Origin of the sequence: Nocardioides albidus (genome assembly GCF_006335005.1) — a bacterium.
Classification (GTDB): Bacteria; Actinomycetota; Actinomycetes; order Propionibacteriales; family Nocardioidaceae; genus Nocardioides; species Nocardioides albidus.
The window spans coordinates 464,278-489,328 of sequence record NZ_VDMP01000026.1 but is presented as its reverse complement, the minus strand read 5'-3'; the positions used below and the strand labels follow the sequence as shown (position 1 = coordinate 489,328).

Here is a 25,051-nt window from a genome sequence, read left to right as displayed (position 1 = left end):
GTCATGCTGACCGACGCGCTACGCCCGCCCGCCGGCTATCGCGTCGACGTCGCCCTCGGTACGACGTACTCGCTAAACCTCACGGCGCTGCTCCTCGCGCCCCTGTCGTTCGCCCTGTTCGACCAAGGCAACGCCGACGAAATCGGCGCTGTGGACCCGATCCGATTGCTAGAAGCGGTACGGCGCCACGCTGACCACACCACCGTCTTCTGCCAGGCCGGCGGCATCCACGTCCCCGGCAACTACCGCAGCATTCTCACCTTCGTCGAAGACAGCGTGCTGGAGGTCATGCCTCCGAACGACGGCGCGATCTTCCACCCCAAGATCTGGGCGATCCGATTCGAGAACGCCGAAGGCGACCGCTTGCATCGGGTCGTAATCCTCAGTCGGAACCTGACTCTCGACCGCTCCTGGGACACCGCCCTTGTGCTCGATGAAGACAACGCAGGAACGATCGATGCCTCCCCGGCCGCGGGCTTCGTCGCTCAGCTTCCTGGGTTCGCCGTGCGATCGCTCGACGAGCGCCGAGCCGCCGAGATCGCCGATCTCGCGACATCGCTCGCCGGCGTGCGCCTTGCGGCGCCCTCGCCGTTCACTGCCGGCGAGCTGATCCCGATCGGCGTCCGTCCCGAGCGGATCTGGCCGTTCCCGAACGAGGGCCGGCGGCTCTTGGCGGTCAGCCCCTTCCTCACCAAGGGTGCGGTCGAGTCGATCGGACGAATCGCTAGCGAACGCACTCTGGTGTCGCGAGCGGAGGCCTTAGAACTCGTCGGGTCGCGCGCCCTGGAGGGCTGGTCGGTCAACGTCTTGCAGCGGCTTGCTGAGGTCGACCCCGCGGACGACGTGACCGACGTCTCGACCGCCGAGCCCGATGGGTTCCTGGAGACCCATGACGGCCTGCATGCCAAGACGTTCGTGATTGACGAACGCGGTGGGCAATCGACCGTCGTCACGGGCAGCGCCAACCTGACCAGCCCCACCTGGGGTACGAACGTCGAGTTCGATGCCGTGCTACGAGGCCCGACCTCCGCCTGCGGCGTAGAGATGGTGCTCAACGGCTCAACCGAAGCGCCCGGCCTGACTCGGATCCTGGAGGAGTACGGCGTCACAGACGCCGAGGGCCTTTCCGATCCCTCCATCGAGACGTCGTACGTACTTGAACGATTCCACCAGCAGCTCGCAGCAAGCGAGCCGACGCTTCACGTGGCCGAACTGGACGAGGACCGAGTCACCGTCACGCTCAGTCTCGACGTGCCTGAAAATGCGCCCGGTACAAGTCGCGTCTGGCCCGCCTCATTGCCACCGGACACACAAGGCCAGCCGCTCGAACAGACGTTGAGTTGGACCATCGCGCCCATCAACGTCACCTCGTTCATTGCGTTGGAAACCACCCTCGGTGACGGCCCTGCGCGAGTCACCCGGTCGTGCGTGATCAAGGCGTCGCTTACCGGAGCAGTCGACGGAAGACGCCAAGACGCCGTCTTCTCGATCTTGCGGAGCAAGGAAGACGTGCTGCGATACCTCGTCTTCTTGCTTGGCGACCCAAGCTACGACGCGTTGTTCGCCCAACTCGCGGGGGTCGACGGCGAGCGATTCCACGGCTCTGACCGACCGGTCCTAACCAGCGCAGACGTCGCCCTGTTCGAGCCGCTCGTTCGCGCCACCGGGCGAGACGAAGATGCACTCGCACGCGTCGCCAGCCTGATCGAGGACCTTCGGGCTCTGCCCAACGGCGGCGAGCTAGTTCCTGACGGCTTCGAGGAACTCTGGGATGTCGTGTGGCAGGTCCATCAGGAGCATCGCGCATGAGTGAGATCTCTGAGCGCACGGAGCGCACCCTTGCGACGTTGAAGGACTTCCAGCGCGACACCGTCGAGCACGCCTTCAACCGGCTGTGGTTGGCAGACGACGCGGTGAAAAAGTTCCTCGTCGCCGATGAGGTGGGACTCGGCAAGACGATGGTCGCCAAGGGCCTCATCGCCAAGACCGTGGAGCACCTGTGGGCAACCGACAAGCGCATCGACGTCGTCTACATCTGCTCCAACAGCCAGATCGCGCGGCAGAATCTCAGCCGACTCAACGTCGTCGGCGGCGCCGAGGTCAAGCACGCCGATCGGCTGACCTTGCTGCCCAAGGTGATCCGCAATCTGCGTGACCAGCGCATCAACTTCGTCTCGTTCACGCCCGGTACGTCGTTCCAGGTCGGTCACTCTGGAGGCGCCGCCCCGGAGCGGGTACTCCTCTATTGGATGTTCGCCGAGATCTGGGGCGAAGAGATCACCGGCAGGTCCCGTTGGGTCAAGTTCTTCCAGGGCGGCAAGTCCCGTCAGAACTTCGAGCGCGAGCTCGGTTGGTTTGATCGGTCGTCCATCGACGCGGAGCTGTGTGACTCCTTCGCCGACGCGATCGACCAGACCAACGGCCCGGACGGGGGCAGGCTGGAGGACGAGCTCGACGAGTGTGCTGCCGAGTTCACCTACCTGCGCGGCAAGCCGAGTTCCGACCTCTCGTGGCGCCGCAACCGCCTGATCGGCGTGCTGCGTCATCTGCTGGCCAAGGCAGCGGTCGATCACCTTGAGCCAGACCTGGTCATCCTCGATGAGTTCCAGCGATTCAAGGATCTGCTCGACGCCGACGACGATGGCGCGCAGCTGGCCAAGGCGATCTTCGATCACCCAGACGCCAAGGTCCTCTTGCTCTCGGCGACGCCGTACAAGATGTACACACTGCCCGACGAACCGGAGGGGGACGACCACTACCGCGACTTCACGCGGACAGTCCGTTTCCTCGCCGGCGACGAACGAGCCCACATCGTCGAGCGCGAATTGCGCGCCATGCGCGAAACGCTCCTGAGCGGTGGGGACCACGCCCGCGCCCGCGAGGCTCGCGACCGAGTCGAGCTTGAACTGCGGCGCGTGATGAGCCGCACGGAGCGGCTCGCTTCAACACCCGATCGCGACGGAATGCTCGTTGAACGACCGCTTCCTGGCGCCAAACTCGATGCCGAAGACCTGCGCTCGTGGCGCACCTTCGACGACGTCGCTCGGCAGATCGACCGCCACGACGTCTTCGAGTATTGGCGCTCAACTCCATACCCGCTGAACCTGATGGATCGCGGAACTTATCAAGTCCGCACCAAGTTCCAAGCCGCAGCAGAGCGGAACGATCCCGCACTCATTGCGACGCTTCGCAGCGGACGCGGAATGCTCGACTGGGACGACGTGCGGCGCTACCAGCAGGTGGACCCCGGCAACGCGAAGCTGCGCGGCCTCACCGAGGACGTGCTTGACCGAGGCGCATGGAAGCTCGCGTGGCTCCCGCCATCCCTGCCGTACTACGAGACAGCCGGCGCGTACGCCGACCAGGAGTTGAGGGACTTCACGAAGCGCCTGATCTTCTCCGCTTGGGCCGTCGTGCCTAAGGCGGTTGCGGTCATGCTCAGCTACGACGCGGAGCGACGCGCCATCCAGGCAGCTGGCTACTCCGATCGTCGGTACGACGACCGGCCGATCACTCCCCCGCTGCAGTTCCGGATGAACGGCGACCGGCCAGCGGGCATGCCGGCGCTCGCTCTGATCTATCCCGGTCTCGTCCTGGCCAGACTCGGCGACCCTCTCGAGGTCGCCCGGACGACAGGCGCATCGCTCCCGCTCACTCGAACCGCGCTCTTCGACGCAGTCCTTGAACGCGTCCGCGAGGCGCTTACGCGCCTCCCAGAGGGATCGCCGCGCATCGGGACTCCGGACCAGCGCTGGTACTGGGCGGCACCTTTCTTGATGGACCGAAGAATCTCAGCGGGCGAGAACACCCTGTTCTTGTCGCGAATGCGCGGCTGGGACGGCCACGACGAGCAGGATCAGGAGTCACGGCTCGGAACGCACCTGCGCGCGGCCGACGGCGTGAAGGAACTGAACCTGGGTCCGCGACCCGACGACCTCGCGGACGTGCTCACTGCGATGGCCATCGCCAGCCCCGGGGTGTGCGCACTACGGGCGCTTTCACGGGTCACGGGTGGATCTGAGGCCCTTGTGAACCCCGATATCCGCGACGCGGCCTACCGCATCGGTCAGGGCCTCCGCTCGCTGTTCAACAAGCCCGAGATCGTTGCGCTTCTGCGCTCAGGGGAGGACGAGTCCTACTGGCGGGCAGTCCTCGACCACGCTGTCGACGGTTGCCTCCAGGCAGTTCTCGACGAGTACGTTCACGTGCTCGTTGAATCCGAAGGCCTCCAGGACGCCGATCCGCTGAAGCGGGCGGAGACGCTGGCCGAGACGATCACCGAGGCGTTGGCGACGCGCGCAGCGACCAACACTGTGGAACAGGTGGAGGTCGCAGATTCGGAGATCAGGCTCAACGAGCACCGCATGAGTAGCCACTTCGCAGCACGCTATGGACGCGCACAATCCGACGACAAGGCGGCCATGCGTGAGAGCACGATCAGGACGGCGTACAACTCCCCGTTCCGACCGTTCGTGCTGGCGTCGACGTCTGTGGGCCAAGAGGGCTTGGACTTCCACACCTACAGTCACGCGATCGTTCATTGGAACCTCCCCGGCAACCCCGTCGACCTCGAGCAACGAGAGGGGCGAGTCCACCGGTACAAGGGCCATGCGGTCCGCAAGAACGTGGCGGCTGATCACGCCCACGCCGCAATCAGGGCCGACGGCGCGGATCCCTGGGAAGCGATCTTCCAGGCAGGACAAGCGGGCGATGGCGGGTCGTCGAATATCAAGCCGTTCTGGATCTACACACGGCCGGAAGGTGCGGTCATCGAGCGGTACGTGCCCGCACTGCCACTCAGCCGTGAGGCCCAGCAATATCGCCGTCTTCTCCGGACGGTAGGTGCCTACAGGTTGGTCATCGGACAGCCCCGGCAGGACGACCTCGTTCGCTACATCGGTGATGAGGTCGACTGGCTCCGCATTGACCTCACTCCCCCACGGTCAGGGTCCAGCTAACGGCGTGCTGGCTCGGAGTGGGGAACGAGGCGCCGGGTAGTCAGGCCGGCGGAAAGGCCGATTCCACGGCGCGCTGCACCCGCGACACGTCAACTTTCATCACCCCCGTCCTCGCGCAACAGCTCGCCGTCCTCAGTAATCGGCCTTCGGTTCAAACCACCGGTTGCGCTCGGCGAGATCGCCGATGGGCGGCAGCTTCGAGAGCTGGATGTCAGCGTGCTGGATTGCGCGATCAACCACCGCGAGAGGCCACGCCTCGGGACGGTGTACTTCAGCCCCTCCGGAACAGCCCCCGCCTTCGGGTCTCAGGTTGCCTCTGGGGCACTGACGGAGTCGTGTTCGGGACCGTTGTCGCGGAAGGACCGAACAGCAACCGACAGGTCGCGACTCGGTCCTCCTCACGCCAGGCTTCAAAGAGTTCCAAAGTGGTGACCACCGGCTCCGTCTGCGCGGCTAGGAACTCCGGTCGTTCGAACGCCTTGGTCCTTCGTTCGTGCGGCGGAAGCCGGTGCTGATGGTTGATCACGAGCACACCCCCTTCGACTGGCGTCGAGTCCGGCAACTTCTCCCACACGCGTAGGTGTCGCAGTACGTCGTCGTACACGGACTCCTTCGGTACGCCGCTGGCTGACTTCACCTCGACCAGCACAGACCGTCCGTCGAGGGTGCAGAGAAGGTCGGCATTCTTCGTGCCGCCCAGTTCCTCGTCGAGCGGGACAACGTTCATCCCTGCCCACTCCAGGACGGTGCGGACCGTCTCGACAAGCGCGTCTCCGGTGCCGAATAGCAAGCCGTCGCGCAGCGCGGAGGCATCGGACTGTGCGCTCTGGAGCTCAGAATCCAGCGTGCCTCGCCGCTCGGCGTACTCGGCGTCGAACGCCGCAAGGGCCGTGTGGGCTTGGCGCTCGCGCCGCGTCATGAGGTCGAGGTCCGTCGCCATGTGGCGTCGGGCTCGACGCATGGCATCCGGCACGTACTCCGGCAGGGCGTCCTCGACGAGCCAGCTCAACAGCACCGTCCACGGCGCTTCGGCAGGGACGACATATCGCCGTTCCACCCCATCGGGCGAGGTCCACACCGCTACGACCGGCTCGCCGAGTTCGGTCTCGATGATCGGTACAAGCGTGCCTTCCGGCTCATGCTTGACGCGGCCGTGCGTGGAACTCAGCGTGATCCCGTCCAACGAAAGAGCAGACCACGGCAGCGGAGGGTTGCAACTCATGAGGCGAAGTGCCAGTTGGACTTCCGCTCCTTCCACGCCATCAGAACGGCGAACTCTTGCGCCGATACCGAGTGGCCGGGAATGAATCGAGGTGTTGAATCGGCCGAGTGAGAGGGAGCTACCCGCAGGTCCGAACACGCTCCAGTGGCTGCCCGGATCCGGTGTTTCCACGAGGCTGATGACGATGGCGAGCTCGCCGCGGCTCGCCGCCCCTTGGCGGAACCGGTCGAACTCGTCGGCTCCTTTGCCGGCGTACACGCTCGGGTCGAGGGCGGCGACGCAGTCAGCGGCATCGAATCCCACCCAGCGTGGTTCGAAGCCGAGTCCTCCCCAGTCAAGGTCGCCGCTGGCAGCCGACGGGCGTCGCTGTTCGCGGAGCCAGTCCGACGCCTCTTCACCGAGGCGCTGTTGGTTTGCCTCGATCTCGTCCCAGTGCGACGGCGGATTCGTTCCCACATGGACGGGGATGGACAACGGGGTCACCTATTACCTCCTGCAAGCACCATGCCGACGTCGCTAGGGGATCTGTGTCAGCCCGCGACGGATCGACAGAAGGCGGGCGTCCTTCCGGTTCACACTCCGCTGGAGGGAACTCAGGACGGCGTGCTCGGTCTCTGGCGTCCAGAAGACCTGCAGGTGCTCCCGCGCCCGAGTAATGGCCGTGTAGAAGATGTTATGGGAGATGTCGTCTTCGTTGGCATCCGTAATGACGACCTTGACCGAGTCGTACTCCAGGCCCTGCGCCTTGTGGATCGACACCGCATAGGCCACCTGAAACGGCACGGACCCAGACGTGGTGTCGTCGTCATCGTCACCGTTGCCCCGCTCGTACACGTCGAACTGCACGATGGAGTCCTTGACGTAGCGGAGCTCGATCCCGTCGACATCGAACGCAGAGACTGGTCGGTCCAAAGCCACCTCGAACTGGATCCGCCCGGGGAAGGTCTGGATGCCGACGATCTTGCCCTTTAGGTTGTTGTAGATCGTTGGCCAGAAGCGATCAGTCTCGTTGAACAGCACGGGGTCGCCGAGCTTGTAAGTCGAGGCGCCCCACACTGTCGCCGCACCCGGGTTGGAACTCTGAAGGAAGCGGTTGACGTTGTTGATGCCGTACAGGCCGTCGTAGTTCAGGCACAGGACGATCTCGTCGTCGCGCTGCGCGGTGAACAGGCTCTCGTTGAGCACGGTGGAGTAACCGTTGCGGGCCAGCGTCTCGGCGATGTCGGGCTTGAGCTCGCGCACCCTTGACCAGAGGTCGAGGAGCGCAGAGTTGGTCGTCCGGAAAGGCGTCGTGAGCTCGAAGACCGCTGTCTTGGGCACGAACGACTGGGCCAGCCCGAACCAGTTGCCGAACTGGATCGACTCGATCTGGTAGACGTCGCCCACGAGGACGAGGAGCTTGAACGACGTTCGCTCCAGCACCTTGAGTATGTGCGCGTTGCTAACCGTGCTGCACTCATCGATGATCAGGACGTCGTACTGCGTGGCGTCATGGCTGCCGATGTGGCTGCTGATGGTCCGGAAGGTCGAGTCTTGCGCGTTGACTCGACGCTTCAGGTTGTCGACGGCCGGGTGGGTATGGGCGAGGAAGAGCTTCTGCTTGGTGTTGAAGTACTGGGCGATGAGGCTGATCATCGTCGACTTCCCGGTGCCTGCCGCCCCGTAGATCAGTGCGACGTGGGAGTCGACGAATAGCGCTTCGAGTGCCTGGGCCTTCAGGGGGTCGTCGGGTCCTGGAGCTGTCTGCGCCAGCCACTGCTGCACCGCGCTGTCGTGTCCAGATACGCCCGTCGCAGCGTGCTGCTGGAGCTTCTCGATGATCGCGACGGCGCTGTCCTCGTACTCCTTGATGAAGACGTGGCCCTTGTCCTTCAGGAGCCGTCGCCCGGTGTGCCTGTAGTAGAGGCTGCTGTTGTAGGCGTCGATCAGCTGGTCGACGTCTCCGAGATCCTGGAGATCCGACTCGGGTGTGTAGAGCATGCCGCGGTCTTCGACGTTGCGCTTCACACGGCGAGCCAGGAGTTCGTGGGTGCGACCGTCGGTGTTCAGGCACTCGACGAGGTCCGCGAACCGCGGGTTGTGACCGAAGAGTGAGGTGCAGAACGGCATGCGGTCGAATGGCTTGCAGCCGTACTCCAGGTTGAGGTTCGACAGCACCCCGCAGGCCTCGGGGATGTACTGCAACTTGATGAGTTGATTGTTCATCCGCAGCATCAGGTAGCGCAGCACGTTGGTTCCCGGTGCGCTCGTTCCGTTCAGTCGGCGCACCTCGTCGAGCACGGGAAAGATTTGTGGCTGGCGGGAGCGCTTGGTCGCCCAGTCCTTGAGGGATGCGTACTTGGCGTCGTCCATGTCGACGATGTCGAGCAGACTCGACGAGGTCCGCGTCAGGTACTGCATCAGGTTCTTGTACTCAGAGCTACCGGTCGAGACCTTGATCTGGTGGTCGAGGATCCGGGCGAAGTTGTCGAACTCGCATGGCCGGATCGAGACCTCCCACTCCCGGATGATCGTGATCGGCATGGTTTGGCCGAGCACCTGGATCGCATCGCTCTCCAGGACAAGGTTCGCCGCGTACTTGTCGGTGATGTCGATGTCGGTGAAACCGATGATCCGGTCGAACTTACTGACGCGGTTGACAGCGTTGTAGAAGGTCACCTCGTAGTAGATCTGCCCGTCGGCGAAGAACGGTCGGACAGCGTGGATGTAGTAGCGGTTCTTGCCGCTCTGGCTCGGCGGGAGCGAGCGAGCCGCCACGATCCGCTCCGCGATCTTCTGGTGGTACTCCCTTAGCGACGGGTCGAGGTCGACGGGAAAGTCCTCGAGGTTCACCAAGATCGTCATTCCGATCTGGGTGCCGACCAGGTCGCGAAGGCGGAGCAGATAGTCGTAGTACTTCAGCATCAGGCGCTCTGATGGATCTCCGCCCATCGTGTAGTGCGAGGCGCTGATTTGCAGCAACTTGTGGAACCGGGAAACGAAGTTGAGCTGTCCGCTGGAAGCAACGTGGCTCATGGCGCCACCGACGGCGGAGTACTCGAACGTCGCGTCGCCGCTGCCTGCGTGAAGCCGGACCGCCACCCCTTCGACGAGGTTACGCAGCTGGCCGAGGATGTTCTGGGCGAGCAACGGTCGGTCGTGGCGCAAGGCCGCAATGTTGTCGGAGATCGCGCTTGCGGCGCTCTCGATCTGCTGGTCAACGGTGGTCATCGCGCCTTCTCTCCCTGCCGCCCGGCGAACGCTACGGAGCCTGACGCGGCAGGCTGCACGCCATTGATACCGCGTTGGGCCGACAGAAGCGCTCCCTTCACCACTCCGTTTGGATCTCCCGCTTCAAGTAGTCCCACGGATCCGTGCGCAGGGCGCCAGGGATCGCGTCGAAAAGTTCGAGCGAGACCTCTTGGCAGATGAACTGGGTGATGCCCGTGACGGTCAACTCGATCTGATCCCACGTACGGACGAGAGCTGCGGAGTCAGCGAACGTCGTACCGTCCTCCGCGGGCTTGACGTGCGTGAGGACGTTGCGGCGTCCTACCCACCTGGCGAAGTTCGAGCTCAGCCTGCTGAAGATGTGCATCGGCACCTGTCGCCGGGACTCCGCCACGAGCGTGTTGATGGAGTAGCTGAGCCCCCGGTTCGGTGGCGGTGGTGGCGCTGGCCGAAGCGCCTCGGCCAGGCCACCGGTCCGCACGTAGAGCGCGGTCCCAACGAGCTCGGGCCACGTCTCGCCGAGATCCCCGAGGTGAAGGACGTGCTCGATCAGACCCTTATAGGCGCCAGTGATGTGCTCGTCCTGGGGAAAGACCGCCGGCACCACCGGGACGGATGGATCGAAGGTGCCGGCGACGAGCCCGAGGGTCCAGCCACGGATGATCGGGGCCATGGACCGTGGTTTATGACCGGCGAGCGATGGTGCGTCGACCGCGAGGCGCTTCATGACCGCGTCTCGCAGGTCTGCTGAGAGCTGGTACGAATCGCCCTCGTTTCGCAGGCCAGCGAGGATCCATGTCGCCAAGACGGCGTGCTCGACGGATAGGGCGTAGCCCTCGGCGGAGGCCGGATCGATGTACTGGGCGTCGTACTCCCACTTGGCGAGATAGGACGCTGAGGCGTCGCCGAGCCATTCACCGTCGTACCCGAGCTCGGCGAGCCTGTCGTCCAGCGACTCACGCCATGTGCGTTCCTTCGCAAGCAGGTCGTAGAGCTCGGCGAATACGAGCGCGGATAACGTGCAGGTCAGTTCCCCCACAGCACGTTCTCCAACCGGCGGGCAAGGGGAAGAGGCGGGGCCTCGTGTTCAACAGGAGCGCGGAGAGCGTCATCGGGAATGGGGATGGCTGCCAGGTCCGCCGAGCGCAGATTCGGGATGGTGGACCCAGTCAGGAGCATCTGGCGCACTCGATAACCCCGCTGGCTATTGAGGTAGGCGGCAATAGCCGAGCCGATCGTCACGTCACGGAGTCGCAGCACAAAGACATGCTGGTCCGCGATCGACTCGTGCTCGACGACGGTTGCGTAGGCGTAGTTCCCGAGCCCGGCAACCATCAGGTCGCCGGGACGAGCGATGACGGATGGCACTCCGTCGGTTACTGGCATCCAGCGCCGTGGTGCCTTTCCGCCGAGCACCGAGACGTCTGCGACCGGCAGATAACCCGGCGCAGGTTCGGTCAGGGCGTGGCGGCGAGTCTCCCGCCCCCGGGAGATCTGCCCGCAGAGGAGCTCGAGCGGCGTTCCGTCCTCGAGTGGGCTGCGGTCAGGCGTTGCGAGTGCGATCCGCCAGGGCACCTCGCGTAGGTCGGTGGTGTGCCACCACGTCTCGGATGGTTCCTCTTCCTCCGTATGCGTTGTGCGTTCCAGTTCCGCCAACTGGTCAAGGAGGTCCCGACGCACCGCGAGTGCAGGCACCGGCACAGCAGCGTCAAGGAGTGCGCCTGCATCGATGTGGGTCACCGCGTCACCTCGCGACAGGCTGGTGCGCAGCCGTGTACCGCTCTCGCTGCCGAGCAGCGCCCATAGCCAGAGCCCCAGCTCTCGCTCGACCGGCCGGAGGGCCGCATACCGTGCGGATACCAGCGCGCCGGTCAGACGATCAGAAACCAGGAGCGTCGGTCCCGAGCCCAACCTCGGCATCAGGACATCGCCGTTACGCAGCTCTGCGCCGACCTGGAACACCGATCCTTGGTACTTGCGGCTGCGGCGGCGCACCGATCCGGTTGACCCGTCAATGCTCTGAGGCGTGATGACCGGAGCTCCCGCCTCAGCGAACGAGCGGGGCGCCAGGCGGGTGGCCAACTCGCGGAGCGGCACGAGATGCGCGCCATGGGGCCATCTGAACGCCTCTGCGGTCAGTCGTGCCGGATCCCAGTTCAGTTCACGGCGAAGATCGAGGAGTGCGTGAGCCTCGGGCATCGCTACTCGCTCTCCGGGAGGCTGTCGATATGACCGAGGGCGGCCCGCATAGCGGTGCCCTCGCCAGTGAGCTGGGTCCGCCAGTCCTCGCCGAGCTGCGCGACGAAGGTCTCGCCCGGCTCGTCCCGATCGATCACGAGGAGCACCGTTCGGATGTTCGTCCCGGGGCTCGTGCCGGCCGGGAGCCCGATGAGCGCCGCGACGCGGAATTCGCTGGCAAGGAACTGCCGGTAGGACTCCGACGAATGACGGAACGTGAATCCGCTCGGCAGGTGGAACACGGCGCGTCCGCCGGGGCGGAGACGGCGCAGGCATAGATCGATCGCGGCGATCTCGAGTTCCGAAGTCGAGACGCCGTTGAGGAGAGACCACCGATCCTGAACACGTCCACCGAAGGGCGGAGCCGTCACGATGGCATCTGCCTCGGGCAGGTCGGTGCGGAAGGCATCGCCGGGCTCGACGAAGGTCAACATCGGTGCAGTCCGGCCGATCTCCGATGCGAGTGCCGCCAGGTTGGCATCAATATCGCGGCCAATGAACTCGGCGGGGCCTTCCATCTGCGCGGCCCGATCCATGACGGCCCAAAGGAACGATCCGGTGCCGCAGAAGGGATCGAGAACCGTGCCGCCAACCTTCGAACCGAGGAGTTGGGCCACAGCTTCAGCGATCACGGGGTCCGACGCCTGCTGGCTTCCGTGTCGCGACCGACCTGCAAATGCCGACAGGGCCCGGCGCCGAGCCTGCCAGAGGACATCCGGCCGCACAGGCACGAAGCCGCCGCTCGCCGTCTCGATTCCAGGCAGCGCCGTCTCGGCGATGACGTCGACCGACGGGAAGGCATAGTCAACCCGGGCGCCGCTCATCCGCGCCTTGTCCGCCTCGAACCACAGCTTGTCAATCAGAAGGGACGTCGCGAGCGCAGGGTCCGCCAGGAAGCCGTTAGCACCGTTCGCGGGCGGCAGCGGTCCGGGGACAGGCTCGAACGACCGCATGCTGCGATCCGCGCGGTACCACTGGCCATTGATGACCGCGTAGTGCTCGACGGTGCCGAGCAGTTCCCGCCCCTGTGTGAGGGCCGGAAGCGCCAGCTCAGGGGTCTTCATCGGCCCCTTCTTCACCTCAACAACAAGCCAGGGCACCAGGTCGCCCTGACCGTTCGATGCGAAGGCCAGAACGTCGGGACGGTATTTCGAACTGCCCTCAAGTCCTGGCTCAAACTGGATCAGCTCGTAGCCAGCCGCCCTCAACGCAGCACGAATCTCAGCGTTGCCGGATGCCTCGTTAGCCATTCGATTCCCTCCCTTCTGGTTCAAGCGAGCCGCGGAACGTATCACGAAGGTTCGACACAGGCGACTCCGAACACGCGACGTGGTCGATCACGACATGCCAACCGTCACTGGCTCGCACGCCGGTGGTCACGGTTCGATTCCCAGTGCGGCCAGCAGCGCCGCGTGAGCCTGCTTCAGGGCGAGCGTGCCGTGCGCGCTGAGGACAACTTCGTCGAGCTCGATCAGGTGGTTCGCGATCTCCTGCTTGGATGGTGCGCGCCACCCGTGATCGTCGGCCCAGTTCCCCAGCGTCGTGGCCCAAGGGGCCGCGGTAACCTCGGGGAGCGAGGGCGGCTTACCAATAGTGACGTCCGCGTTCAGGTCCCGCAGCAGCTCCATGAAGGTGTCGCAGTAGAAGTCCGGGTCCAACGTGTTCTCGATCCCATGTGCATCGAGGGTGACTATCCGATCGTCGGGGATGGCTCTTCCGATCGCTTTGGCGAGTCGTTCTCCCCCTCCGTCTCCATCGACGAGGAAGGCGACCTTGGCTGCCTGGAAGTCGAGCTCCGGATACGAGTCCTTCGGCATCTCTGACAGGCCAGGAGCGACTTGGTACGGCAGCGCTGGAAGATCGGTCGCGGCCCGCATCAATGTGGGAAGCAAGATCATGTCAGTGGCGCCCTCGGCAACGACGGCACAGCGTGCAGGAGTGAACGCTGCGGCCGAGGCCCCCATGGCGAACATGAGTGAGGTGAAACCGCTGCCCTCTTGTCGCCAGAAGCTGTTCTCAACGTGACTCGTTTCGTCCGCATCAGGCACGACAGCCCTGATACCGACACCAAGGTCGGCAGGCAAGCAGCCCGGCGAGTGCGTTGTGTAGATGACCTTGTCAGCCTTGTCCTGCTTGGCGAACATCTGCACGAGGTCGGCCTGGGCATCGATATGCAGGTGGGTTTCGGCTTCGTCGATCAGGAGGATCGTTGCGCGCCCCGTGTCCCGGGCAGCGAGGAAAGCCGTGAGGGCTACGAACATTCGGAGGCCCGCGCTCCGCTCATCGAACACGGAGGCGTGCACCCCGTCCTCGACCAGCCCGATACGGAGGATGTTGGTCTCGACGTTCAGCTCGACCTTGAGGTCGGACTGCTGCCATGCCTTCTTGAAGTAGTCCGCCAGCGCGATGTTCGCCTTGTTCTTGATCGTGTCGCGCCGGGATACCTGTCCGGTCTGCACCGCCTGTACTAGCGCGTTCAAGTCGAGACCGGCCAGCCGTGCCAGATTCGCTAGCGCCGCAGGGACGTCCGCGAGCAGACTGTCATCAAGCGTGTAGGTGGATGCGAGTGTGCGATCTGCCTCGGTGAACATCACCACGTCGGGCGTGGCATTCCAGAGTTCCTCCTTGACCTTCTCGGCGGGGTCCTCTCTATCTACCCACTTTCCCAGGGCAGACATGAGTTCGCGGAGGTCTTCCGTGCTGGCGAACGCGCTGAGCCCGTGGATGGCTTCGTCGGCGCGTTGGCGCAGTACGTCGATCGGGTCTCGTTCCGTGATCGGCGCAGCGAGGTACGCATCGAGGTCTTGGCGCAGCAGACGAAGCTCGGCGAGCAGGGGCGTGCCGTCGGGCGCTACCGGCTCCTCTTCCCCGTCCCCCACCTCGGCGGGCAACGGCTCAAATGCCTCGATAGGGGCCAGCGCCTCGCCCAGATCTACGGCGAGCTGCTTCAGGGAGGCCTCAGACTTGCGGGGAGAGGGCTTGACCGTGAAGTCCGGACCCTGACCATCTGCCCTGCGGCTGACGTAGAACTCAGTCGGAGCCTCCTCGAGGTCAAGGTCCTGAAGCCCGTCGCGGTCTGATTCGCTGACCCGATACCGGAGAGTGACGACTGGTGTCGCGTCGGGAACGCTCGACGAGGCGCGCGACCGCTGCGCGGGAGCAAGCGCCTGGGCGGCATCGACGTGCGCAAGCGCCCTTAGCAAGGTCGTCTTGCCCGCCTCGTTCGGCCCGACGATGGCGACTACCTTCTGGTCGAGATTGATCGTTGTGTCCAGAAGGCGTCCGGTACCGCGGACTCGTGCGGAGATCAGCCTCACGGCCTTGTCTCCTCGCTTGCCAACAGCTCGGCCTGCTCAATGACAAGCTCGACGGCCTTCTCCTCCAGATCCGGCGGGTAGTCGTACTTGGCAAGCAGGCGCCGGACCTTGGTGCGCATTGCTGCGCGGACCGACTCCTTGAGGTTCCAGTCGATCGTGGCGCTCTTGCGGATCGACTCGACAAGCTCGGCGGCCATCTTCTTTAGGACGTCGTCGCCCAGCTGCAGGACTGCGGCGTCGTTCTGGACGATGGCGTCGTAGAAGGCCGCCTCTGCCTCGCTCAACCCGAGCTGCTGGTGGCGGTTGGTCTGGTCACGCATCTCCTTCGCGAGCTTGACCAGCTCGGCGATGATCTCCGCCGTCGTCAGTGACCGGTTGGTGTACTTGAAGATCGCCTCTTCGAGCTGTTCGGAGAACTTGCGGCTCTGGACGATGTTGGTGCGCGACACCGTTCGGATCTGGTCGTTGATGAGGCGCCGGAGTAGGCCCATCTGCAGGTTTGGCTTGGCCTTGTCGACGAGCGAGTCCAGGAACTCATCACTGAGGATGGACAGCTCAGGGGTCTCAACCCCGGCGAGCTTGTAGATGTCGACGACCTCGTCGGCCGCGACCGCCTCGTTGACCAGCTGGCCGATGGCGGTGTCGATCTCGACAGCGCCCGATCCTCCCCGTCCCGAGTCGGGGTTCTGGATCTTCAGGATGGCCGCCCGTACGTCGGCGAACAGGCGGGCGTCGTTGCGGATGGCGGCTGCCTCGTCTCGGGAGCCACAGAGGGCGTAGGCCTTGGCTAGAGCCAACACCTGGTCGAGGAACCGTTCGGTGCGGTCGGGGTCGGCCATGACGAAGTCGAGGACCTTGGCGTGCTCAGCCAGTCGCTGGGCCGCGGTGAGGTCCGGGCTGGAGTTGTAGTCGCAGTCGTGGAGCAGGCCGCGGATGATGTCGTGCTTCTCCAGCATGGCGTCGACGAGTTCTTCGATCGGGACGCCGGCCTGGCCGCGGTCGCTCGGCGAGTATTCGACGAGTGCCTTCTGGAGGTTCGAGAAGACGCCGATGTAGTCGACGATGAGACCACCGGGCTTGTCGCGGAAGGTGCGGTTGACCCGGGCGATGGCCTGCATGAGCCCTGCGCCCTGCATGGTCTTGTCGACGTACATGGTGTGCATGGACGGGGCGTCGAAGCCGGTCAGCCACATGTCGCGCACAATGACCAGCTCGAGCTCGTCGTCGGGGTTCTTGGCGCGGGCCTTGAGGTCCTTGCGCACGTCCTTGGAGTAGATGTGCGGCTGGAACTCGGTCGGGTCAGCGGCCGAGCCGGTCATGACGACCTTGATCTTGCCCTTGGTCGGATCCGTGTCGTGCCAGTCTGGACGCAGCGCCACGATCTTCTCGTAGAGCCGCACCGCGATGCGGCGGGACATGGCGACGATCATGGCCTTGCCGATCATCGCCTCGCGGCGCTTCTCCCAGTGCTCGACGATGTCGCGAGCGATCAGGTCGAGGCGCTCCTCCGCACCGACGATCGCCTCAAGGCGTGCCCACTTGGACTTGGCCTTCGTCGCCTGGTCCTCCTCGACCTGCTCGGTGATCTCGTCAGCCAGCTCGTCGAGGGCCTCGTAGTCCTCGAAGGACAGTTCGACCTTGGCGAGGCGGGACTCGTAGAAGATCTTGACGGTGGCGCCGTCCTCGACCGCACGGGTCAGGTCGTAGACGTCGATGTAGTCACCGAACACTGCACGGGTCGATTTGTCGTTGGACTCGATTGGTGTGCCGGTGAATCCGAGGAAGGTCGCACCCGGCAGAGCGTCGCGCATGTGCTTGGCCAGACCCGCCTTGAGCCGGCCCTCGCGATCCAGCGTCTCGGCGAAGCCGTACTGCGAACGGTGCGCCTCATCGGCCACCACGACGACGTTGCGGCGATCCGTCAGCACCGGGTTGCCGTCATCGCCCTGCTCCGGCCCGAACTTGTGCAGCGTCGTGAAGATGATGCCGCCAGAGGCGCGGCGCAGGAGCGTGCGCAGGTCCGAGCGCGAGTCGGCCTGGACGGGCTTCTCGGGAAGGATCTCGGCCGGGGCGAAGACCTCGCCGAACAGCTGATCGTCGAGATCGTTGCGGTCAGTCAGAAAGACGAGCGTCGGGTTGTTCATCCGCGGGTCGCGCATAATCTTGGCCGCGTAGAGCAGCATCTCGATCGACTTGCCACTCCCCTGCGTGTGCCACACGACGCCACCACGACGGTCGCCATCGGGCCCAGCCGCCTCAACGGTCGACTCGACCGCGGCGTTCACAGCCCAGTACTGGTGGTACTTCGCGACGCGCTTGACGAGGCCCTTGGACTCGTCGGAGAACACGATGAAGTTCTTGATGATGTCCAGCAGCCGCGTCGGCTCGAAGACACCCTTGATGAGCACCTCCAGCGCAGGCACCCCCGACACGACATCCCGGCCGTCGATCGTCTTCCACGGCGCGTAGTGCTCGAACCCTCCCGTGAACGAGCTCATGGCCGCGCTGATGCCGTCGCTGATGACGGTCACCGCGTTGGGGACGAAGACCGCAGGGATGTCCTGGCGGTAGGTCTGTACCTGGTTCCAGGCGTTCTTGAGGGTGGCGTGCTCGTCAGCCAGGTTCTTCAGCTCCAGCAGCCCGATCGGAATGCCGTTGACGAAGACCAGCACATCGGGCCGGCGGTTCTTGTTACCGATGATCGTGAACTGGTTGACCGCCAGCCAGTCGTTGTTTGCTGGGTTCTCGAAGTCGATCAGGTGGACGCTCGTTGTGCGCACAGCCCCGCTGTCGTCCCGGTACTCGACTGGCACGCCGTGGATCAGGAGCTGATGAACACGGGCGTTCTCCGTGATCTCGCTCTGGCTCTCAGCGCGCTCCAGCCGTTTGATTGCCTCGTCGACCAGGTTCTCCCGGCCAGGGTTGATCCGGAGCCCTGCCTCACGCATCCGGTCGTAGAGGTAAACCTGCTCAAAGCTGGCACGCTCCGGCCGAGTGCCATCGGGGGCGAGGTTCGGGCCGAACGCCGTCGAGTAGCCGAGCGCGCGCAGGTAGTCGAGCGCAGCGTCCTCGATGGTGGCCTCGCTGAAGGCGGTCACATCAGCACCTCCTCCAAGACCCCATCCACGGCGCCCACGCGTAGGCGCCCTGAAATCAACTCAGGCAGCAGCGCGTCTCGGGTCTCTTCGAGTGTCGCGATTTCGCTCCCTAGCATCAGCATGCGCTTCAACAGCGAGTCGAGGGTCGGCCCAAGATTCGCGATTGCCTCCTGAGGCAAGGACGGGAAGGGCAGGCTACGGAAATTGGTGCTGTTGATTCCTGGGATCGCGGCACCGGTGCCTCGATTTCTCATCTCGCGGTCTAGCCACTCGGAGCGGAGCACCCAGTAGAGCAAGCCCTGGGTCACCGGAGCCTTGGTGCGCACACGATAGACGTGCTCATTGATCACCGCTCTGGCAACCGGGAAACCCTCACCGAACGCACTCACATGAGGAATGAAGTTCCCAGGCTTGCCTCCGTCCTTGTAGACAAGAACATCGCCATCCTGGAGTACGCCGCGAGTCATCTTCTCAGCGAAGTCCTCTGTTACGTACTTGAAGCGCTTCGCCCGGGAGACTCCCGCAGACTGAATGTTCTCAGCGCCGAGGCTGACAACGCCTCCGTCGATGTCTTTGATCCCTCCACGAGGGCGTGACCCTGTCTCCAGGACGGCGAGTGCTTCCCCCAGGGGTTCCGGTCGCCACAATGGCTCGCCGTCCGCGTCGACCGTCAACCGCTCACGTAGCAGCGCATCACCCAATGCCTCCGCCAAACCAATCGCCTTCAGACAGCTTGCGATCTTGTCATCCAAGGATCCGAGAACAGCCACGATCCGCCGCTGGTCGTCAAGCGGCGGCAGAAGGACCGGCATCTTGTAGAAAGCGTCTCGGCTAGTCGACGGGATGGCACTGCCGGAGTCCATGGTGTTGATGTCATGCGTCAGCAACTCGTAGTACGCCCAGCGGATGTCGACCTCATTGACGGGCTCCAGCCAGAAGGCAGTGTCAATCACGTAGAACGGGCCTGGTGAGTAGTGGATCCCCCGATAGGCGCCCTTGCGCCCCACGATCACACCCGGCCCTGCGCCATGCGGATCCGCCTCGGTTGTACCGACCGGACCGTTGGTTCCGAACACGGTGGTTGATCCGCGGCCGTCGCGATAGCCCTTGAGGGCCCGGCCGTACTTGAGCTCCGCCAGATCTCCCCACTCGCACGGGCGCCAGTTGTCAACCGTCATGCCCGCAGCTCCTTCAGCTGCTGCGCGATGACGTCCTCGAGTTCGCGCCCTCGCCTGAACTCATCGAAGAGCTCTTGGCTGAGGCGCTCGACCTTTTCGGGAAGGGGCTCCCCATCGGACATGCTGGCCGCCGCACCAACATAAAGGCTCGGCGTCAGGACGTAGTCCAGCGCCTCGATCTCGCCTCGGCCCACCGCGCGACAGAAGCCAGGAACATCGGCATATCCACCGTCATGGTTGCGCCACTCGTGGTACGTCCCGGAGATCCTGGCGATCTCTTCGTCACTCAGCACGCGGAGACGCCGATTCTCCATCGATCCAAGCTTTCTGGCATCGATCAGTAGGACCTCGCCCTCTCGCCTGCGATGGCCGTTCCCATGGCGATCCTTGGAGACAAACCAGAGAGTCACGGGAATCGTCACGTTGTAGAAGAGTCGGTCTGGCATCGTGACGATGCAATCGACCAACTCCGCTTCGACGAGCCGTCGCCGGATCTCGCCCTCACCAGCTGACTTCGATGAGACAGACCCATTCGCGAGGACAAAGCCGGCCGTTCCTCGCGGGCTCAGGTGATGGATGAAGTGCTGGACCCAACCGAAGTTGGCGTTGCCCTCCGGTGGGGTGCCGTACTTCCAGCGGGGGTCATCCTGGAGTTTGGCGTCCCACCAGTTCGAGACGTTGAAGGGCGGGTTTGCCAGGATGAAGTCCGCGCGGAGGTCGGGGTGAAGATCCTGCGTGAACGTGTCCGCTGAGCGGTCACCCAAGTCAGCTTCGATACCTCGCAACGCGAGGTTCATCTTGGCCAGCTTCCACGTGGTGTCGGTGAACTCCTGCCCGTAGACGGAGATGTCGGTCCGCTTGCCGCCGTGGGCCTTCACAAACTCGGCCGACTGAACGAACATGCCACCGGAGCCGCAGGCCGGGTCGTAGACGCGACCGTGGAACGGCTCCAGCATCTCGACGAGTGTCTTGACGACGCTGCGCGGTGTGTAGAACGCACCGGCGTCCTTGCCGGTCTCCTTGCCGGCGAACTGGCCGAGGAAGTACTCGTAGACACGTCCAAGGACGTCGTCGCTGCCGTGGTCGTCGGTCTCGGTGAAGCCGATCGATCCGATGAGGTCGACGAGCTGGCCGAGGCGCCCCTTGTCGAGGCCCTCACGTCCGTAGTTGCGCGGCAGGACGCCACGGATGACCGGGTTCGCCTTCTCGATCAGGTCCATCGCAGTGTCGATGAACTGCCCGATCTCGGGGAGCTTGGCCTTGGCCTGGATGCTCTCCCAGCGGGCCTCAGCAGGTACCCAGAAGACGTTGTGGCTGCGGTACTCGTCGCGGTCCTCAAGGAAGCGCTCGCGCTTGTCCTCAGCGATGCCGTCGGCAGCGAGCTCGTCGTTGATCTCCTGGCGCCTCGCCTCGAAGCGGTCGGAGATGTACTTCAGGAAGACCAGACCAAGGACGACGTGCTTGTACTCCGACGGCTCCTGGTTGCCGCGGAGCGCATCAGCCGCGTCCCACAGCCGCTGCTCCAGCGACTTGGCGGGTGCCTTCTTGGCCTGGCGTGCCACTAGTTGTCTCCCTCTCGGACAGTGAATCGGAAAAAGCCGAGAAGGATTACACACCCTCGCCTCGGACGCAACAGCGACCCTAGCGAGGGGGGCCGACACGGATCAGTGAAACGACCTAAAGGGCCAAGTCGAAGCCGGTCTTCGGCCCTGAGGAAGGCGGCATGGGTGGTCCGGGTGCGATCCGCTTTCCATCTGCGCGTTCAGGCCCAACCGGCAATTTGCTTCAGCCAACGTTCATCAGGCGGGCTCGTCTCACGAAGTGCGCTACGAGGTGTGCAAGACAGAGTTCATGGACCTGCGGGCTGCGCCAAGGCCAATCCGAAGCGCGACACCGACAGCAAGCCAACCGACCTTGAAGGAATCCCAGGCGAGCACGAGCACCACGAGATTGAGCCAACCGGATGCGCCAGCTGCCACCGCATCCGAGACCACCTTCACCGCGACGAGCAGGCCGGCCGCAATAGCCACCATCGCCACAACCGTGCTGAGCGTGGGCCGCGATGCTCGCACTCGGCGAATCAGGACGTTCGACGGGGCGAACAACAGCAAGGACCGATGAGCGAGGGCCACCATCGCAACGATGGGAAACGCAAGCAGGAAGATCATGGGATCGCCTTTCAGACGGAACATCGCTTGTCGTACGCCGCGCCCGGGCCAGGCGCCGCTGAGGAATTGCCTCCTGTGGACGGACGCCGCGCCCCAGGGCTTATGGAGCCGAAATGGCTCGAATCCTTACTGTCGCGGGGATCGCCAGACCCTTGGGCACACTCCCTGCACGCGCCGCGCGCAAGGCAGCGAGAGCCCGCTGACGGTCTGCGCGCTGAGCATCGTTCTTGGCTCCGCCGCCGACCGGCAGGTCTGAGGTGATCTTGTAGCGGTCGCGGTACGCCGCGACCGTGGCCACCGCGTCGAGCCATGCATCATCGGAGCCCACGCCGACTGGACGCGGTTGGGGTGGCCGGGCCCACTGCTTGCGGCCGGCGACTGCGTCCTCGGCAAGGGCGCGAACTCGCGACTCGATCAGTTCCTTCCGTTGGTCGATCGCCTGTCGGTCCTCGGCTGACATCGCTCCGAGCGGTTCGGGGATCAGCCCGGCGATCAGTCGTGGACGGAGCCGACAGCCGCGCGGCGGAGTCGCTGCGAGCTTGTCGACTCGGTAGCGGAGAACCGCTGCGACGTCGTCCGCGTCGTCGAGATCGTGTCGTCCGACGACTCGAGGCAGAAGACGTTCGAGGTCGTGGTGGTGCGCCTCGGCTCGGCGGAGTGCCGCTGCGAGCGGACCGAACGCGGCCGACGCGACGACCGCCGAATGCTGCTCGGGGGTCAGTCCGGAACGGCTGAGCAGGTCGACGAAGCGGTCGTGCTGAGCTTCCGCGGCGATCGTCTCGAGTTCGGCCGCGAGGCGGTCGATGCCCCCGTGGAGTTCGTACTCGGCCTCGATGGTCTGCGTTGCCGAGAGGTCGGCGCCGCTGTGCTGGAGGACGCCGTACAGAACTGTCCTGGCCGTCACGTCATCCGCCTCCGGCGTGGAGTGGCTGTCGTCGGGCTGGTCGAGGGCGACGTACGCGATGTTGGACTCGCGGCCGCGGGTCATCGAGACGTAGAGGTTCTCCCGGGTCGTGGATGCAGTCACGACGACGTGCGCGGAGTCGACGGTGACCCCTTGAGCGCGATGCGCGGTGACCGCGTAGCCGAGATCGACGTGCTCGGCGACGTACTCCGGCGGCAGGACCATTCGCCCACCGCGGGCGTCGAGGCGCCTGACCATGACAGAGCCGTCACGCCGGATGTCGGTGACCAGCCAGCGGTCGCCGTTCTTCACCCACCCGCTACGCATCGTTCGGATGCGGCGGTCGTTCTGGCGCGTGATCACGACGTCCCCAACAGAGGCTCGGCAGCCGTCGATCAGGGCTACCTCGCGGTGATCGACGGCGCCGTCCAGGAGCAGCCGCTCAGCCCGAGCGCGTTCGTTGAGCGCGCGGACGTCCTGCGCCGACTCGGTCACGAGGATGCTCGCGCGCCCAGCGGCGCAGTCGTCGCGCCAGGCGGCGTACGCCGCGTCGACCATCTCGTCGGTGAGGCCTTCGCGGATCCGCTTGTGGCGACCGTACGTCGAGACGACCTGGACGTCACCGCGGCTCAGCGCGAGGGAGGCCTCCTTCTCCCACTCGTTGGCGAACCGGTGGATCTCCCTCAGCTCCGGCACGTCCGCACGCCGATCGACGAGAAGTGCGAAGGCTCCGCCGGCATCGACGGACTGGAGTTGGTGTGGGTCACCGACCAGCAGCACCTTCGCACCCGCACCGCTGGCGATCCCCGTGAGCCGATCGAGTGTCACCGTGTCGGCCAGCGTCGCCTCGTCGACGATCATGAGTTGAGCGCGCCGCAGTTCGGTGCGACCGCGGTCGTATTCGTGGAGCCACTTCGCTGTGTTCTCGCATGCGACGCCGAGGTCGTTCGCCAGCGCCTGGGCGGCCGCAGCGGACGGCGCCAGACCGATGACACTCCCCCGCCCGTGCTCGCTGATCCAGGCCGCGCGGAGCGCTCTCATCGTGGTGGTCTTGCCAGCCCCAGCAGGTCCGACTAGTAGGTCGACCTGTCGCCCTGAGCGACAGATGCTCTCAACTGCACGCCGCTGCTGAACGGTCAGCGAGACCTTGCCACGGCCACCTGCTCGACCGGCACCGGCTGCAGCCCTTGGCGCGGTCACCTTCTCGGCGCGCACCAACAACCGTCCCTCGGCCTCGAGCACTGCGATCGAGGAGTACTTCTCACCGTGCCGCGGGCGGAACCGGCTCGTGCCGTCCTCGCGCTGGAACCGAGCCGGGCTGAGAGCGAGCTCCGGCGGCGTCAGGACCACGGAGCGCGCCTGCGCCGCGTCCACGACGAGGCCGAGGACGGCCTCGCGGTCCTCCGTCGTCGCGAACCTCAGATCCATCGTCTGCTTCGCCGCCTCGGCCATCAGGTTCCAGTGCGTCCACACAGCCCGCTTCACAGAGACGGCCGCGACCACATCGGCACCGATCGCCTCGATGGCAGCCAGCGGCACGTCCTCCGCAGTCAGGAGGTCGCAGTCTCGGCCGATCACCGACTGCGACCAGCTCGTCGGCTCGGTGCCCAACCGCTTGGCGGCCCGTTGCCGCCAACCCGCGGTGAGGTCGGCCAGCGACCGCACCTCCTTCGGCGGGCGCGTGGCGAGGGTGGCCTGTGCACGGAGCTCGACGATCGTCCTCGCCGAGGGCCTCCGGCCGTGGCGAGCGACGTACTCCGCGATGAGCTCTTCCTTCTTGATCTCGATCTCGCGGGTGCGGCTGGAGAACTCGGCGATCAGGTCGTCGGTCACGCCCGCGATCTCCCATCGAGGATTCCGGTCGGGTCCACGCTGCCGCAGCTCCCACTCGATGCCGAGGTCGCGCGTCAGCCGGTCCGCCAGGAGTGCGTCGTAGTGCGCAGACAAGCCGGTGCGTGAGGCGAAGACCGGACGGCCGTCGAGGCTTCGCCAGCGGCCGTCCATGACGGTGAGGATCTTGTTGGCGACGACGACGTGCGTGTGGAGCTGCGGGTCCCCGGCGCGCGAGTCGAAGTGGTCGTAGGCGACGGCAGCGACGCCCGCCACGTCGACCTGGGCGACAGCCCCATCAGAGTCGGAGATCCCCGCCCGAGTGGCGGCGATCTCTCGTTCGAACAGCGCGATTACGTCTGCGACCGCCGCGTGATGGGCGGCGACGATCCACTCCTGGGTGACGGCGTCGGCGACACCCCAGAGCACAGAGACCGACTTCGGGACGCTGAAGGTGAGGTCGAACCCTGCCACTGCTCGCCGCATCCCGGCCGCGGTCTCCTCAGCCTCGATCCGCGTCGTCTCGGCGGCGCAGTCCTCCTGCGTCATCTCCGGATCGAGAGCGGCGACGCGCTCGTCGATGCGGTCCGAGAGCCTCTTGTACGACGGATACGCGCGGCCGAGTTGCGCTCCCGTGATCGGGTCTCGGCCCATGCCGACAAGCAGTGCGAGCTGCTCCTCGCTCACCCGCATGCCCGGGCGAAGCTGGCCAGCACCGAAGGCCCCGACACCGGATCCGAGCCAGCGGCCGGGCGGCGTACCGACCTCGGAGTAGTAGCGGGTCAGCGGCGTCGACAGGACGCGGTTGCCGTCGCCGGCCGCGACGCTGCGCAGCAGGTACTGGTAGCCGCTGCCCGCGGACATCCGGCGCATCGAGACCGTCACGGCCGTTTCCGTCCCACAGCGCTCAGGTGCGCCTCCTTCTCCA

13 protein-coding genes and 1 pseudogene are annotated in these 25,051 nt (G+C 65.1%); 2 read left to right on the top strand and 12 right to left on the bottom strand.

Features of this window, described 5'->3' with window-relative positions:
• Window positions 1-3 precede the first annotated feature (3 nt).
• Both FHP29_RS18140 and FHP29_RS18135 read left to right on the top strand, forming a co-directional pair.
• Window positions 4-1,809, top strand: coding sequence for a phospholipase D family protein (locus tag FHP29_RS18140; RefSeq protein WP_205014229.1), 1,806 nt, complete (start codon window positions 4-6; stop codon window positions 1,807-1,809).
• On the top strand, window positions 1,806-4,958 hold the full coding sequence (locus FHP29_RS18135; protein ID WP_139624249.1) for a helicase-related protein: 3,153 nt from the start codon (window positions 1,806-1,808) through the stop codon (window positions 4,956-4,958). The genes FHP29_RS18140 and FHP29_RS18135 overlap by 4 nt, the downstream gene beginning before the upstream one ends.
• Window positions 4,959-5,229: 271 nt before the next feature.
• Here the strand turns inward: FHP29_RS18135 and FHP29_RS18130 are convergent, their stop codons facing one another.
• From FHP29_RS18130 to mobF, 12 genes and pseudogenes are all read right to left on the bottom strand, one after another.
• Window positions 5,230-6,654 (bottom strand): hypothetical protein, encoded by a 1,425-nt coding sequence (locus tag FHP29_RS18130; protein WP_139624248.1) that lies wholly within the window; start codon window positions 6,652-6,654, stop codon window positions 5,230-5,232.
• 42 nt (window positions 6,655-6,696) lie between these two features.
• Complete coding sequence (locus FHP29_RS18125) at window positions 6,697-9,390, bottom strand: ATP-dependent DNA helicase (RefSeq protein ID WP_139624247.1); 2,694 nt, start codon at window positions 9,388-9,390, stop codon at window positions 6,697-6,699.
• Window positions 9,391-9,487: 97 nt separating this feature from the next.
• Window positions 9,488-10,429: a hypothetical protein gene (locus FHP29_RS18120; protein WP_139624246.1), complete on the bottom strand. Its 942-nt coding sequence runs from the start codon at window positions 10,427-10,429 to the stop codon at window positions 9,488-9,490.
• Window positions 10,417-11,589 (bottom strand): restriction endonuclease subunit S domain-containing protein, encoded by a 1,173-nt coding sequence (locus FHP29_RS18115; RefSeq protein WP_139624245.1) that lies wholly within the window; start codon window positions 11,587-11,589, stop codon window positions 10,417-10,419. Before FHP29_RS18115 ends, FHP29_RS18120 begins: the two co-directional genes overlap by 13 nt.
• A gap of 2 nt (window positions 11,590-11,591) precedes the next feature.
• Complete coding sequence (locus FHP29_RS18110) at window positions 11,592-12,878, bottom strand: HsdM family class I SAM-dependent methyltransferase (protein WP_139624244.1); 1,287 nt, start codon at window positions 12,876-12,878, stop codon at window positions 11,592-11,594.
• A 126-nt stretch (window positions 12,879-13,004) separates the two neighbouring features.
• On the bottom strand, window positions 13,005-14,945 hold the full coding sequence (locus FHP29_RS18105) for an AAA family ATPase (RefSeq protein WP_139624243.1): 1,941 nt from the start codon (window positions 14,943-14,945) through the stop codon (window positions 13,005-13,007).
• On the bottom strand, window positions 14,942-18,043 hold the full coding sequence (locus FHP29_RS18100; protein ID WP_139624242.1) for a type I restriction endonuclease subunit R: 3,102 nt from the start codon (window positions 18,041-18,043) through the stop codon (window positions 14,942-14,944). Before FHP29_RS18100 ends, FHP29_RS18105 begins: the two co-directional genes overlap by 4 nt.
• Window positions 18,040-19,221 carry a restriction endonuclease subunit S gene (locus FHP29_RS18095; RefSeq protein WP_139624241.1) on the bottom strand — a complete coding sequence of 394 codons (1,182 nt, stop codon included), beginning with the start codon at window positions 19,219-19,221 and terminating at the stop codon, window positions 18,040-18,042. Before FHP29_RS18095 ends, FHP29_RS18100 begins: the two co-directional genes overlap by 4 nt.
• Window positions 19,218-20,783 (bottom strand): type I restriction-modification system subunit M, encoded by a 1,566-nt coding sequence (locus FHP29_RS18090; RefSeq protein ID WP_139624240.1) that lies wholly within the window; start codon window positions 20,781-20,783, stop codon window positions 19,218-19,220. Before FHP29_RS18090 ends, FHP29_RS18095 begins: the two co-directional genes overlap by 4 nt.
• Window positions 20,784-21,047: 264 nt before the next feature.
• On the bottom strand, window positions 21,048-21,389 hold the full coding sequence (locus FHP29_RS18085) for a hypothetical protein (RefSeq protein ID WP_139624239.1): 342 nt from the start codon (window positions 21,387-21,389) through the stop codon (window positions 21,048-21,050).
• A gap of 100 nt (window positions 21,390-21,489) precedes the next feature.
• Window positions 21,490-23,958: an ATP-dependent DNA helicase gene (locus tag FHP29_RS18080; protein WP_240044594.1), complete on the bottom strand. Its 2,469-nt coding sequence runs from the start codon at window positions 23,956-23,958 to the stop codon at window positions 21,490-21,492.
• Between the two features lie 9 nt (window positions 23,959-23,967).
• Window positions 23,968-24,987 (bottom strand): annotated as a pseudogene (mobF, locus tag FHP29_RS22900) (MobF family relaxase); the annotation flags it as partial.
• Between the last annotated feature and the right edge of the window lie 64 nt (window positions 24,988-25,051).

Bases quoted from the DNA above. Each gene is read 5' to 3' on its own strand.
- FHP29_RS18125 (WP_139624247.1), bottom strand. From the start codon at position 9,390: ATGACCACCGTTGACCAGCAGATCGAGAGCGCCGCAAGCGCGATCTCC.
- FHP29_RS18115 (WP_139624245.1), bottom strand. From the start codon at position 11,589: ATGCCCGAGGCTCACGCACTCCTCGATCTTCGCCGTGAACTGAACTGG.
- FHP29_RS18085 (WP_139624239.1), bottom strand. From the start codon at position 21,389: ATGATCTTCCTGCTTGCGTTTCCCATCGTTGCGATGGTGGCCCTCGCT.
- FHP29_RS18110 (WP_139624244.1), bottom strand. From the start codon at position 12,878: ATGGCTAACGAGGCATCCGGCAACGCTGAGATTCGTGCTGCGTTGAGG.
- FHP29_RS18095 (WP_139624241.1), bottom strand. From the start codon at position 19,221: ATGACGGTTGACAACTGGCGCCCGTGCGAGTGGGGAGATCTGGCGGAG.
- FHP29_RS18135 (WP_139624249.1), top strand. From the start codon at position 1,806: ATGAGTGAGATCTCTGAGCGCACGGAGCGCACCCTTGCGACGTTGAAG.
- FHP29_RS18140 (WP_205014229.1), top strand. From the start codon at position 4: ATGCTGACCGACGCGCTACGCCCGCCCGCCGGCTATCGCGTCGACGTC.